This is a genomic window from Commensalibacter papalotli (ex Botero et al. 2024), from assembly GCF_947179115.1.
Taxonomy (GTDB): domain Bacteria; phylum Pseudomonadota; class Alphaproteobacteria; order Acetobacterales; family Acetobacteraceae; genus Commensalibacter; species Commensalibacter papalotli.
The window spans coordinates 297,770-311,477 of record NZ_CAMXCI010000002.1; the positions used below are offsets into that span (position 1 = coordinate 297,770).

Annotated in this window: 13 protein-coding genes; 8 read left to right on the forward strand and 5 right to left on the reverse strand. The window is 36.3% G+C overall.

Annotated elements, in window-relative coordinates:
- Nucleotides 1-4 precede the first annotated feature (4 nt).
- Nucleotides 5-547: a hypothetical protein gene (locus QMN76_RS06620; RefSeq protein WP_152534194.1), complete on the reverse strand. Its 543-nt coding sequence runs from the start codon at nt 545-547 to the stop codon at nt 5-7.
- 187 nt (nt 548-734) lie between these two features.
- On the opposite strand from QMN76_RS06620, the gene QMN76_RS06625 reads away from it, so the two are divergent.
- A complete protein-coding gene (locus tag QMN76_RS06625; protein ID WP_034339400.1) occupies nt 735-962 on the forward strand; it encodes a DUF3126 family protein in 228 nt (75 codons plus the stop codon).
- 12 nt (nt 963-974) lie between these two features.
- Here the strand turns inward: QMN76_RS06625 and QMN76_RS06630 are convergent, their stop codons facing one another.
- Nucleotides 975-1,538, reverse strand: a complete 564-nt coding sequence (locus QMN76_RS06630; protein WP_282023966.1) for a DUF2939 domain-containing protein — start codon at nt 1,536-1,538, stop codon at nt 975-977.
- A gap of 322 nt (nt 1,539-1,860) precedes the next feature.
- Between QMN76_RS06630 and QMN76_RS06635 the strand changes: the two genes are divergently transcribed.
- Complete coding sequence (locus tag QMN76_RS06635) at nt 1,861-2,682, forward strand: SH3 domain-containing protein (RefSeq protein WP_051462005.1); 822 nt, start codon at nt 1,861-1,863, stop codon at nt 2,680-2,682.
- Between the two features lie 92 nt (nt 2,683-2,774).
- A complete protein-coding gene (gene pyk / locus QMN76_RS06640; RefSeq protein WP_034339396.1) occupies nt 2,775-4,220 on the forward strand; it encodes a pyruvate kinase in 1,446 nt (481 codons plus the stop codon).
- Nucleotides 4,221-4,245: 25 nt separating this feature from the next.
- Here the strand turns inward: pyk and QMN76_RS06645 are convergent, their stop codons facing one another.
- The 3 genes from QMN76_RS06645 to QMN76_RS06655 all read right to left on the reverse strand — a co-directional run bounded on the left by QMN76_RS06645 (nt 4,246) and on the right by QMN76_RS06655 (nt 7,970).
- Nucleotides 4,246-5,880, reverse strand: a complete 1,635-nt coding sequence (locus QMN76_RS06645; protein WP_282023962.1) for a PAS domain-containing sensor histidine kinase — start codon at nt 5,878-5,880, stop codon at nt 4,246-4,248.
- 90 nt (nt 5,881-5,970) lie between these two features.
- A complete protein-coding gene (locus QMN76_RS06650; protein WP_282023960.1) occupies nt 5,971-6,861 on the reverse strand; it encodes a prephenate/arogenate dehydrogenase family protein in 891 nt (296 codons plus the stop codon).
- Nucleotides 6,862-6,902: 41 nt separating this feature from the next.
- Complete coding sequence (locus QMN76_RS06655; RefSeq protein WP_282023959.1) at nt 6,903-7,970, reverse strand: lysylphosphatidylglycerol synthase domain-containing protein; 1,068 nt, start codon at nt 7,968-7,970, stop codon at nt 6,903-6,905.
- Nucleotides 7,971-8,114: 144 nt separating this feature from the next.
- On the opposite strand from QMN76_RS06655, the gene hpnA reads away from it, so the two are divergent.
- The 5 genes from hpnA (at nt 8,115) to hpnE (ending at nt 13,671) form a co-directional block, all read left to right on the forward strand.
- Nucleotides 8,115-9,104 (forward strand): hopanoid-associated sugar epimerase, encoded by a 990-nt coding sequence (gene hpnA / locus QMN76_RS06660; protein WP_282023958.1) that lies wholly within the window; start codon nt 8,115-8,117, stop codon nt 9,102-9,104.
- Between the two features lie 68 nt (nt 9,105-9,172).
- Nucleotides 9,173-10,438, forward strand: coding sequence for a glycosyltransferase (locus QMN76_RS06665; protein WP_282023956.1), 1,266 nt, complete (start codon nt 9,173-9,175; stop codon nt 10,436-10,438).
- Nucleotides 10,435-11,322, forward strand: a complete 888-nt coding sequence (locus QMN76_RS06670) for a squalene/phytoene synthase family protein (protein WP_282065872.1) — start codon at nt 10,435-10,437, stop codon at nt 11,320-11,322. Before QMN76_RS06665 ends, QMN76_RS06670 begins: the two co-directional genes overlap by 4 nt.
- A 138-nt stretch (nt 11,323-11,460) precedes the next feature.
- A complete protein-coding gene (gene hpnD, locus QMN76_RS06675) occupies nt 11,461-12,357 on the forward strand; it encodes a presqualene diphosphate synthase HpnD (protein ID WP_282023952.1) in 897 nt (298 codons plus the stop codon).
- A gap of 9 nt (nt 12,358-12,366) precedes the next feature.
- Entirely contained in the window at nt 12,367-13,671 is a 1,305-nt protein-coding gene (gene hpnE, locus QMN76_RS06680) for a hydroxysqualene dehydroxylase HpnE (RefSeq protein WP_034339378.1), read from the forward strand.
- Nucleotides 13,672-13,708 lie beyond the last annotated feature (37 nt).

Consider the following 13,708-nt stretch of genomic DNA (forward strand, 5'->3'; position numbering starts at 1 on the left):
TCATTCAAGATAAGTTTGGTTGTTTATGTTTTATGGTGCCTAATAATGTATGTAAGCAGCTTTGTTGTTGATAAATAAAAGATGGATTATGTACTGATTTCAAAATAGTCGCTAAATGGAGTTTTTCATTTTTATCAAGGCTAGGCGCCTTACAAATCATATCGATATTGTTTAATGTTGAATCAGTTAAGGATAAATTTTGTAAGATAATACTAGGATTGATGAATAACGCATGTGCTATTGCATGATTTAGCTGTGTTTTCAGTCTGGTAGGGGTATGAGGAAGAATATTGGGAATTAAATTAGCCCATTCTTTGTTACCTTTGTAAATTTCATGAATAATGTTTTTCCACTCGTAATAATTTGTAATTTGCTTTGCGATTAATTGTGGAGTTTGTTGATCTACCGTTTTGTAAGGTTGATTATAGGATAAAGTTTGCTTTTGCTGATATTGTTTAGTAGAGAAATGAGCAGCAAAATTTTTATTTTGATTAGTATAGTAATGTGTATGTGTGAGTACAACTATTAAGAATATTATAGGAAACAAAATTATTATGGATCGAACGAAGTGAAATAATGGTTTTTTCATAAGCTTTTCAATATAATCACATGAATAATAAAATTATTTAAATTGTTGGATTAAAAAATGGCAGAATAATGGTATAAACTTAGCAAAAGATTGTTTTTAATCTAAGCCATTTTTCTTGTTGCTAAATTAGAGGAGTAAAATAGGGATGCCTATACAACCAAAAGAAGCTGAAACCTTAGAAAGTTATTTACAAAAAAAATTAGGAAGTAATTGTTTGAAAGTAGTTTTGCCCAAACGTGTTGGGCAACCTGTCGAATTATGTATTCAAAATAGCAAAGCCTTAGAGTCAATTGGTACGATTTACCGTGATGAAGATGAAGGCGAAGTTTCTTATGCGATCTCTCTGACTGTTTTAGAAGAAGATTTGACTTAGGATAACTTTGTTTTATTGATCTGATTGTTTAAAAAGTTGGAAAGTACGCTGTTCTGAAAATCTAAAGGAGGTTACTTTCCACTTCCAATCTTCAAGGCGTAATGTCATTTGAATTGGGTCATCCTTTGCTTCTCCTGGAATTACGATCACTGCACGCAATGACGTTGGGGATAAAAAACGGATTTGAGTTGCCATAAAAGATTGTAATAATGCTCGAGCCGTTGATATATTTTGTCGAGATGCATCTTGTTTGATTCGATTAATAAATTTGGTTAAATTATCAGGGGTCAAATTGTGATCAACAGCGTTGGAAACCGCTGTGACCGCAAAAGAATTTCCAAAATCTGGCAAATCGTCCTCTGAAGAAGGGATGTTTTGAATTGCTTTGGCAAGGTCAGTTTGTAGGTTGTTTTTGATCGAGTGCCAGTCTAAATAGGTTAATAATTTTTTTGTATCATGCGTTTCAATGGCTTTGGTAATAGACCATAATGTCATATAAGGATATGCAATATAAAGTCCACCTAGAAAAGCGAGTATAAAAATAAGCTTCCATTTTTTTAAAAATGAAAAAAACATTGAGTATTCCTTGAGCGTAAAGTTATATCTTTTAAGGTGGCGATATAATAAAATGAATATGTATAATGGTATAGCATATATTTTATCAAAAGGATGATATAGTAATATATACCAAAAGTGTTATAGTAATTCTGGTGAAAATGATACGATTTATAATCTTTTTACAAAAATCGATCTCTAGGATAATGGAATGTGTATATAAATAATCTTAAGATGTAATATTAACATTAGATCATTTTTATATTATTAATAAAGAGGCCTATAAAATTATTTATTCACTTTTCGAAATAAAAAAATTTATATCTGTGAAAGATAGGATCGTATGAAATATTGTTTTTCTAAATACTCTATACCTAAAATTGTGACCCAATATAAAACTGGTGCAGCTTTTGTACTGGCTTTATTAGCTGGAGGTTTGACTTTTCCTTTTTCTGGACATGCACAAACCCAACAAGAAAAACAATATATACCTGCAGCCCCTGCATCATCTCAGGCTGTAACACCACAAAATGGTAATTTACCTGCGGTAAGTGGTAATGGGCAAATTCTTCCTTCTGCGGGAGATGCTGCTGAAAAAGGTGCTGTTTCTGGAAAACCCATACCTTATTTTTTGTCTCTACGCGCAGATGAAGTCAATATGCGAGCAGGGCCAGGATCACGTTACCCAATTATTTGGACGTATCATCGTCGCAATATGCCAGTTAAAGTCACAAGAGAGTTTGATATCTGGCGTTTAGTTGAAGATGCTGATGGTCAGAAAGGCTGGATTCAGCAAGCTATTTTATCTGGAGGCCGTTCTTTTATTATTTTAGGAGAGCCCCTGTCTGTTGGTCAGGAAGTTCCTGACCAAAACAAGGACAAGGATAAAGATAAAAAGAAAAGTGAACACATGGACAGTCGTATTGTTGGATATATTGCCGATGCTCAATCGATACAGCCAGGTAAAAACAGTATTATTGTCAGAGCTGAACCCAAAGATACAGCAGCACCTGTAGCTGTTTTAAAGCCAGGGGTTGTTGGTAATATTAAATCATGTCCATCAGGTTCACAGTGGTGCAATGTTGCCATTAAAGGATACAATGGTTGGATACCACGAGATAGTTTTTGGGGAATTACACCTCAAGAAGTGATTGAAGCACATTAAGTTATTTGAGAATCAATTTTTATCTATGTTTATTGTTATAAAAACAAAATAACTATGATTCATTAATTTAGAATATATAAGGAATTAGATACATGGCTGATAAAATTAATTTATTAAGAAGTCGTCGTACAAAGATTGTTTCTACTTTGGGACCAGCATCTTCAACAAAAGAAATGATTAAGACTTTATTTATCGCTGGTGTGGATGTTTTTCGCCTGAATTTTTCTCATGGTTCTCATGAGGAGCAAGCTGCACGTTATCATATTATTCGTGAACTTGAAAAAGAGACAGGCAAAGTTATCGGTGTTCTTGCTGATATTCAAGGACCAAAATTACGCGTTGGTGATTTCAAAGAAGGTAAAGTTATCCTTAAAACTGGCGCAACATTCCGTTTGGATTTAGATAAAACCTTGGGAAATGAAGAGCGCGTTTGTTTACCTCATCCAGAAATTATCAATAGTGCAGAGCCTGGATGTCGTTTATTACTTGATGATGGTAAGCTATGTTTGATCGTTCGTAAAGTTGGTAAAGATTTCCTAGAAACAGAAGTTCTCGTTGGTGGTCCTTTATCTAATCATAAAGGGGTTAATGTTCCTGATATGATTTTACCAATTCCTGCATTAACTGAAAAAGATCATAAAGATCTTAAATTTGCATTGGAATTAGGGGTTGATTTCATTGGACTTTCTTTTGTTCAACGTCCAGAAGATGTTCAAGAAGCCAAAGATATTTCCAATGGTCGTGCGTGGATTGTGACCAAAATGGAAAAACCACAAGCAATGCAAAATATCGATGCGATTTTAGAATTAACTGATGGTGTTATGGTTGCTCGTGGTGATCTTGGGGTTGAAATGCCTCCTGAAGAAGTGCCATTGGCTCAAATTAAAATTATTCGTAAAGCACGTAGTTTGGGTAAACCGGTTATTGTTGCAACGCAAATGTTGGAAAGTATGATTAGTTCTCCTACACCAACACGTGCTGAGGCTTCTGATATTGCAACAGCTGTATTTGAAGGGGCGGACGCTGTGATGCTTTCTGCAGAAAGTGCTGCTGGTCAATACCCAAAAGAAGCTGTTGCTATTATGGATCGTATTATTTCTCGTGTTGAAAAAGACGAAGAGTGGCGTAAATTAATGGAAGCAACTCGTGAACAGCCTCGTCATAATGTTGCTGATGCGATTGTGGCTGCTGCTCAAACTATTTGTAATACTTTGGAAACACCTGCTGTTGTTGCTTTTACAAGAAGAGGAAAAACAGCTCAACGTATGTCAAGAGAACGTCCTAATTCAGTAATTTTCGGCGTAACACCTACAATGGATTCAGCAAGAAAGCTCGCTTTGGTTTGGGGTGTGCATCCATATCATTCTATTACAGTTGATAATCCAGCTTGTAGTGTTGAAGATATGGTATCAGAAGCTTCTCGTATTGTTGAAAGTTACCAAGTGGTGAAAAAAGGTGATCATATGGTTGTGATTGCTGGTATGCCTTTTGGTCAAGCTGGCAGTACAAATCTTATTCGTGTTATTGATATCAATTAATTAACCAGATTAAAAAAGAGAGGGGCTACTCCTCTCTTTTTGCATTCGCCTGTTTGGAATCCTCGATTGCTTTAATAGAATCCGCAATCATTGTATGGGTTATTGGTTTGCGAATAACAAAACTTTGTTCTTTAATAAATGATTTTAACATAATTGGTGTTTCCTCATATCCTGTAATAAATAAAATAGGAAGATCGGGATAATTTTCATTAATAGCGGACAAGAAATTTGTTTGTGCGTCAGATAGCAAGCGTGTATCAACAGCAATAAAACAAAAATTATTGCAGCTTTTTAATAAAGTAAAAGTTTCTTTTTCAGTTTGTGCGATTGTCATTGAATAGCCTAGATTTTCTAGGTTTTCACTTAGCAACATACATAAATGATTATCTTGTGAAATTAATAATGTTTTAAGAGTATTGGTTTTTGCAGGGTTATTATAGAGTTTTTGAATAATTAAAGGGCGGTAATAACGCGGCAAAAACAGGCTGACAATTGTTCCTGTTTTTGGGTCGGAATCAATGGTTAAATGTCCACTGGATTGTTTTGTAAAACCATAAGCCATAGATAATCCAAGTCCAGCACGTTTTCCCAAGGGTTTTGTTGTAAAGAATGGATCAGTGGCTCTGCTGATCATATCAGGGGACATCCCTGTACCATTATCTTGAATAGTAATAACAATATAATCATTAGGCTTAATAAATTTACGCAAATGATGAGCAGACGTAATTGTTATATTTTGTGTTTTAATTAAAATTGTTCCATTTGAAGCGTGAATAGCTTCGCAGGAATTTTTAAAAATATGTAAAATAGCATTTTTTAAATGTTCTGGATCACAGAATATAGACCAAATTTCGGGTTCAAGTTGTATTTGTATATTGATTGTTTGTTTAATATTATCTTCTTTAATAAGATTATTAAAACTGTCGAGTAAAGCCTGTATTGTGTGGTTTGGATCAATGACATGTGGGACAAGCGTTTGCCTTCTGGAAAAAGAAAGGAGCTGATGTGTAATATCTGTAGCTTGTGTTGTGGCTTTTTGTGCGGCTTCAATGTAACGGGGTAACATATCAAGTTTATTTTGCTTGATGCGCATTTGCATAAGCTCTAGATTACCAATAATTCCAGCCAGTAATGTATTAAAATCATGGGCTAATCCCCCAATAAGTTGTTCTATTGTTTGTGCAGGGGAAAGATTTGCTTCATGTGTCTGTGTGATTATACTTAACATTCCCTGCACTTGGTTATTTTTATCCAGAATAGGGCTAAATGCTACTTCGATTTGTGTTTGTATAGAATTAGGGTTTTGTGTTCCTGGAATTTGATAATCCGTAGTGTAACGAATGGTTTCTTTTTGATAAATAGCACTAACAATTTGATTGAAATGTGCTTTACGTTCAGGCCACATTTGAATTAATGGTCTTCCAAGTAAAGCAGGGTGTTTGACGCCAATCAGTTTTGCATAGGCATCATTATATAAAGCAATATTTTGCTTTCCCCAATAAATGACCATTGGTAAGGATGTATTTAAAATCAAGGATAATAAGGCTTGCAAGTTTGGTGACCAAGAATCTGGATCACCCAAAGAAGTGTTATTCCAGTCAAAACTGTTAATCAGTTGTTTGACAGTTAATGGCTCTGAAATGAGTATAGTCTTTGTCATTACGATAACTTTGCGAGTTTAAACACTGAATTATTATAACATCAAAGTACAGGACAAATAGCCTCAATGGCTAGTTTATTATTCTATTTATTATTGCACTTGTTTGTTATCAATCAAGGATTTACGGATACGCCGCCCTTTTTGAATAGTTTCAGTGATATACTCTTCATCTTTCCATCTGATTGCTTTGGCCATAGCTTGAGCGTCTTCGGTAAAGCGTGCTAGCATTTCTAAAATGGCTTCACGATTATTAATGAATACATCACGCCACATGGTTGGGTCCGAGGATGCGACGCGTGTAAAATCCCGAAATCCAGAAGCTGCATAGTCAAGGACTTCAGACCTTGTTTCCTCTTCTAGGCTATCGGCAGTATTACAAATTGTAAAAGCAATAAGGTGAGGTAAATGGCTGACAATGGCGCAGACTTTATCATGATGTTTAATGTCTAGGATGCGGATATTAGAACCCATTTTTTGCCAAAATTCGGTAATTTTATCGATCGCCTCTTGGGTTGTGTTTGGAGTAGGAGTGATAAGGCACCAACGATTCTCAAACAAGCTTTCGAATCCAGCATCAGGACCAGAAAATTCGGTTCCTGCCATAGGATGCGTTGGAACAAAAACAACATCAGGAGGCAAATGCGGTTCAATAGCAGCAATCACAGATGCTTTGGTAGAACCTGTATCGGTTAGGATAGCCCCTTTTTGTAAATAAGGTGCAATTTGCTTGGTCACTTCTCCCATAACACCTACAGGGACGGCTAAAATCACACAATCAGCATCTTTAACCGCAGTTTCAGGATCAGAACAAACTTCATCGGCGATTTGTAACTCTTTTACGCGATTACAAACATCTGGGTTATTATCATAAGCCACTGTATAAGTCGCAAGAGAACGATCTTTTTGGATACGTCTTAAAATAGAAGAGCCAATGAGCCCTGGTCCAATAACAGTAACACGATGGAATATTGAAGATGTCATGATGAGTAATCGATATAAAAAGGTTAAAAAGAACGAAGAGGCTAAGTTGACGTTACATCAAGTTTTTTATTTTTGTCAGGATTTTTTCGTAAATATTGAATCTCGCTGAATTGCCACAAAAGCAAAGCTGGAATACCGATAATTAAATCTCTTGCTCGGCGTAATATGGATAGGCCAAAAGATAATGAAGGATCAATTCCAAAAATGGCACCAATAAGAACATAGGCGCCTTCTTGGATACCAACACTGGCGGGAACAATAAATCCTATTGTTAAAACAACACAGACCAAAGCTTCAATGGTAATGGCTTCCATTAAGTTAATATCAGCACCCAGAAAGTGGTAACATATCCAAGTTCCGATACCGCTACCCATCCAACCAGCAAAATGAATAAAACAGCTATAGATGATTCGTGTGGGGTTAGCCCAAATTTGATCTAGTGATTCTTGTAACGATTCCGCACTGGATGCGATTTTACCATTCCATTGTTGGGCGATATTAGAGCTGAGTGAGTTGAAGATTTTTCGAAATAAGAGACTTCCTTGCCTTTGTGTCCAAATGAAAGGAATCAGTCCTAATATTAATAAAAGGATACTAAGAATAATAAACCATTTTAAGTTTACATGAATACCGAACAAAGGGAAGTCAGGTAAATGAGTATGATACCCGCCGATAAGTAGGGTAATAATTCCAATAATAATAAATAAAACCTGTCCCAGCGTTTCGGTTGTAATATCAACAATATTAGAGCTTATCCCTTGGGAAACTGATAAATCAGAAGGGTTTTTAATATATTTATATCCTTTAAAACAAACAGCACGTACTCCGAGGACAATGCCACCAATTTGTGAAAACGGTAAGCATGTTGCTGCAGATTCCCTTAGAGTTCTTGCCCAAAATAATCTGACCAACCCTAATTGTGGACAAATACAGTGCCATGCCCAACCCAGGACTACAATAATCATTAATTGCCATAAAGACAGGATTAAGAGCTTTCCAACACCTATGGAAAAGACGGACTTAAAGATACTGTCTGCACCTATCCAAGCTGCACCAGCAATAATGAGGCTGAGCCCCAAAAAGAATAGAATAATTGAAATTTTTTTCAAAATAGACCGTGTATCTTTGTAAAAGAGAAGTTATTATCTGATTTATTGGAATGCATAGTAATGATATAAAAGCCATTACTATTATGTTTGAATAACAGATTCAACGTTCTATGTGAAATTTTTATAATTTTGATCGGGGGCTTTATGACTACCTCAACTTTTATCACTGGGGTTACAGGGTTTGTTGGTTCAGCAGTTGCACGTAAACTGATTGAGAATGGACATCGTTTGAAAGTCCTGGCACGTCCCAGCAGTAATAAATCAAATTTACAGAGCTTGAACGCAGAAATTGTTGAGGGGGATTTATTGAATCCTGAAGCTTTTACGCAATCTTTACGTGGATGCAAATATCTGTTTCATGTGGCGGCAGATTATCGTCTGTGGGTTCCTGATCCCAAGCGCATGATGGAAATTAATGTTGAGGGAACACGCCGTTTAATGTTGGCCGCACAACAGGCAGGTGTTGAGAAGATCGTATATTGCTCTTCTGTTGCAGCGTTGGGATTGGTGGGCGACGGCAGTATTGCAGACGAGACAACACCTGTACATAAAATTATTGGTGTTTACAAACAATCAAAATATGAAGCAGAACAAGCGGTATTAAAATTAATTAAAGAAAATAAATTGCCAGCGGTTATTGTTAATCCGTCAACACCAATTGGTCCCAGAGATATTAAACCAACACCAACTGGTCAAATGATACTTGATTGTATCAAGGGAAAAATGCCAGCTTATGTTGATACAGGGTTGAATATAGTGCATGTTGATGATGTTGCTCAGGGGCATTTATTAGCTCTTGAAAAAGGTATCATTGGTGAAAAGTATATTCTTGGAGGTGAAAATATGTCTCTTCGAGATTTATTTGCGATGACCTCCAAGATTGCGAATGTCAGGCCTCCTTTGGTACGGTTAAATCAAAAAGTGATATGGCCCGTGGCAGTGGTTTCTGAATGGATGGCTAATCAATTCAACATTCAACCGCGCGTTACGCGTGAGATGTTATTAATGTCATATAAGAAAATGTTTTTTTCTTCTGCAAAGGCAGAAAAAGAATTGGGATATACGCATAGACCTGCACATGAGGCAATAAAAGATGCGGTTGATTGGTTTCGCCAGCAAAGATATGTAAGCTAGTGCATGAGTTTGTTATTTATATATAAAGGGTTTACGAGTTAATTTACTAATTAGAGAATTTTAAAATTATGACTATTATTGCTATTTGCTCTTTTGTGATTTGGATTTATTTATTTTTTTTGCATGGACGTTTTTGGGGAAGAGGACCTATTTTACACTCTTTTTCTCAATCAACTTTAGAGACAATGCCTGAAAAATGGCCTGATATTTATGTGGTTATTCCCGCCCGAGATGAGGCTGAGACTATAGAATGTGTTACGAACTCTTTGCTCCATCAAGATTATGTTGGTGACTATAAGGTTCTCGTTGTAGATGATGCTAGTGTTGATCATACAGGCGATATTGTTAAAAATTATAAACAAAATTTACCAGCATCCTTTCAAAACCGTTTGGACGTTATTGAAACAACCGAACGTCCCGAAGGATGGAGTGGAAAATTATGGGCATTATCCACTGGGGTTGATTATATTAAAAAAAAATACACAACGGAAAATGCTTTTTTCTTTTTTACGGATGCAGATATAGAACATGAGCCATCTCATTTAACGACCTTAGCTTGTAAGGCGTTAAAGGATCAATTAGATCAAGTCTCTGAGATGGTTAAATTAAGATGTAAGAATCTCTATGAAAAAGCGCTTATCCCAGCTTTTGTTTATTTTTTTTGTATGCTTTATCCTTTTTCCAAGGTGAATAAAAAGAGTTCTCCTGTCGCTGCGGGTGCGGGGGGAACGGTTTTACTTCGTAGCCGTATGTTAACTAAAATTGGTGGTGTTGCAGCATTAAAAAATGCTTTGATTGATGATGTTACTTTGGCTTTTTTAGTTAAAAGGAACGGTGGTAATATTTACCTAGGGCATAGCAGTTTGGCTCGCTCATTAAGACCTTATGACAAATTAAGTGATATTTGGAATATGATTACACGCACAGCTTATGTGCAGTTGCGCTATTCTTTTGCTATGCTATTAGTGACAGTTATTTTAATGTCATTGATGTGGTTTGTTCCTTTTATACAAATATTAATAGCCCATGGAACAGCTCAAAAATTTGCAATTGTTACATATGTTATTTCGATTTGCTCTTTTATTCCAACTTTATCGAGATTCAACCTATCCTTTTTATGGATGATTGCACTGCCAATTGTGGCTTTATTTTATTTACTGGCAACGATTGGGTCTGCGTTAAATTATTATCTTGGCAAAGGAATGATGTGGAAGGGACGGGCTTATGTTACCCCTGCGATTGGGGGGGATAAAAAAGAATTACAAATCGAATTAGAAAATATGGTAAGCTCTGAAGACAATAATCAAACTATAGAGCAAAAGGATAATTCATGACGGCTGCCAAGCAAAGTAAATCGTATTTATATGATTCTTCTCTTTGGGGGGATAAGGATGTTTCCTCTGGAAAAGCGGCCAAAGATGAAAATTTTCCTGTTGGCTCACTGTTAATTAGCCGTCAACTAAGGCCCCATGTGCAAGCGTATTATGATTTTGCTAGGGTTATAGATGATATTGCTGATGCAGAAACGTTGTCTTCTGAGGAAAAAATTAACCGTTTAAATGCGATGGAAGCTGTTGTATGTAAGGATGTCCCTGCGCCTGATCGTGCTGATGTTTTAACGGCTCGATATTTGTATAACAGTTTTATTGAAACGGGCGTTCCTGTTGATACAGCAACCGATCTGCTGATTGCTTTTCGTCAAGATGCGGTAAAAAATCGTTATGAAACTATGGATGAATTGATGCAGTATTGTTGCTATTCTGCTAATCCTGTGGGGCGTTTTTTACTTCATTTACATAAAGAGGGACCAGATACCTTTCCTGCTTCTGATGCATTATGTACTTCATTACAAATTTTAAACCATTTGCAAGATTGCAAGACAGATTTAATTAAATTAGATCGCTGTTATATACCTCTTGAGTTAATGAAAAAATATAATGTTAAGGTAGAGGATTTGCTTGCCCCTCAAATGAGTTTTTCTTTGAGAAAAGTATTTCACGTTTTATTAGATCATGTTGATGTGCTTAATAGAGAGGCTGAGTTTTTGCCACGGTTAACACAAGATCGACGCTTGCGTCTAGAAGCAGCAGTCATCGTATATTTAGCCAAATTTTTGGCACAAAGATTACGGAATGAAGATCCTTTGGCGGCTGATGTTAAATTAAGCAAAAAAAATGTTTTATATTCTGTTTTAAAGTCATTTCGTTATTTTATGTAAAAATATGTGATGAGATAGATGATATTTGTTTGTATCCAATTAAAAGAAAAGGATATATAGCTTAAAGCTGTATTTTTTTTCAAAATTGACAGTTGTGCACTGAGTTTTATTGTCATTAAAGAAAGGTCTGATCAAATTATGCCTAAGCCGTTAGCTGAAGCAGCACAGATAATGGGGTGCAGCGCACTTGATTTGACTGAGGTAGAAAAGATTGTTCGCAAATCCAAGACCTCTTTTGCTACGGGGATGCAAATATTACCCCCAGAGCGTCGTTATGGAATGTATGCGCTTTATAGTTTTTGTCGTATTGTTGATGATATTGCAGATGAAGACGGAGATGTCCCAACAAAACATCGTTTGTTACAAGAATGGCGTGACAGGCTTGATGGTTTATACGCAGGACAAGCTACAGATGCAGTTGAACGAGTATTATTAGCAACGATTCAGCGTTTTAATTTAAAGCAACAGGATTTTATCGATATCATTAATGGTATGGAGATGGATGTTGAACATCCTATTGTTGCCCCAGATGAACAGACTTTCGATCTTTATTGCGATCGTGTTGCTTCTGCTGTGGGTCGTCTGGCTGTACGTATTTTTGGTGATAGCTCTGATGCTGCCCAAAAAGTAGCGTATCATTTAGGCAGAGCTTTGCAAATCACGAATATTTTGCGTGATATACAAGAAGATGCAGAGCGTGGCCGTTTATATTTACCAAAAGAGTTGTTGGAACGCTTTCACCTTCCTTTAACACCCAAAGAATGTGTTAACAGCGTTTATGTTGATCATGTATGTCATATTTTGGCGTATAGAGCTTTGGATCATTTTAGGTTATCACGTGAGTTTATGGCACAATGTAGTCCAACGGCCTTACGTCCAGCCAAAATTATGGCAATTACGTATAAATTTTTACTGGCTAAGCAAAAAAAAGTTGGGTGGAAACCACCCTTTAAGAGAGTCTCTTTGTCTTTGATTGAAAAAATCGGAGTTGCAGGAGTTGGAGTACTCATGAGTTATATTGGTTTGAAGAGATAGATTTTTGGGATGGCAAAAAAACATATTCATATTATTGGTGGCGGGTTAGCAGGGCTGGCAGCTGCGGTTTCTTTATCTCAAAGATCTGATGCTCAGGTTATTCTATATGAAAGCAGTCCGTCTTTGGGGGGCAGAGCACGTTCTTTTTATGATGCTAATCTAGATCGTACGATCGATAATGGTAATCATCTGATTTTATCAGGCAATGACGCTGTTTTTAAATATTTAAATTTAATTGACGCAACCAATAGTTTGACTGGATCTGGGTATCCTTTATTTCCTTTCGTTGATTTAGAAGAAGGAAAACGTTGGGATTTATTATTATCAAAAGGTCGTTTTCCTTGGTGGTTATTTTTTGCCAAACATCGCGTGCCAGATTTTAAATTTCCAGAATTGTTGGCGTTATGGAAATTATTAAAAGCGGATACTCAAAAAACTGTTGCTGATTGTTTGGTAAATGGACAGCTATCACGTCGGTTATTACAACCTTTTGCAGTTTCTGCATTAAATACGTCTTGTGATGCTGGCAGTGCTTTATTAATGGGCTCTGTGGTGCGTCAGTCTTTGATGAAAGGTGGGAAGGGATGTATTCCTTATTTTCCTAAAATAGGCCTTTCTGAAAGTTTCGTGCAGCCAGCAGTATCTTTGATTGCTTTGCAAGGTGGTATAATTAATACTAAATCAAGGCTTTCAGAGTTACATGTCCAAGACGGTAAGATTGATTATTTTATTATGAATAATAATAAAATAGATGTGGGCCCAGAAGATACTGTTATCCTAGCATTAAGTGCGCATGTCGCAGAGCAAATACTTGGTGCTGTGTGTCCTAAGGTTAAAGTTCCTAATCAATTTGAAAGTATATTAAATCTACATTACGCAGTAGATCCAAATTTGCGGATTAAAGGTAGTATAGATAAAGCTAAATTTGTGGGTGTCATTGGTGGTATAAGCGAATGGATTTTTGTAAGGCCTGGTGTCATTTCAATTACGGTCAGTGCGGCTAATCGTTTTACAGGATGTCAGCATGAAAATCTTGCCTCGTTAATTTGGCAAGAAGTTTGTGAGGTTTTATCTCCTGTTATAGAAACACCTTTACCTCAAGCCATCCCTAATCATCGTTTATTATGGGAAAAAAGGGCAAGTTTTGTTGCTACAGTTGAGCAAAATCATCGCAGGCCTTCTTGTTACACACCATATCAAAATCTATTTTTGGCGGGTGATTGGGTTGCAACGGGGCTTCCTGCAACAATTGAGGGGGCTATTCGTTCTGGGTTTGGGGCTGCTGAAGCAGTTTTTTCTTCTAAAATCGTTTAAGAATATATATGATTATAATTGTTGAAAGATGTTCATT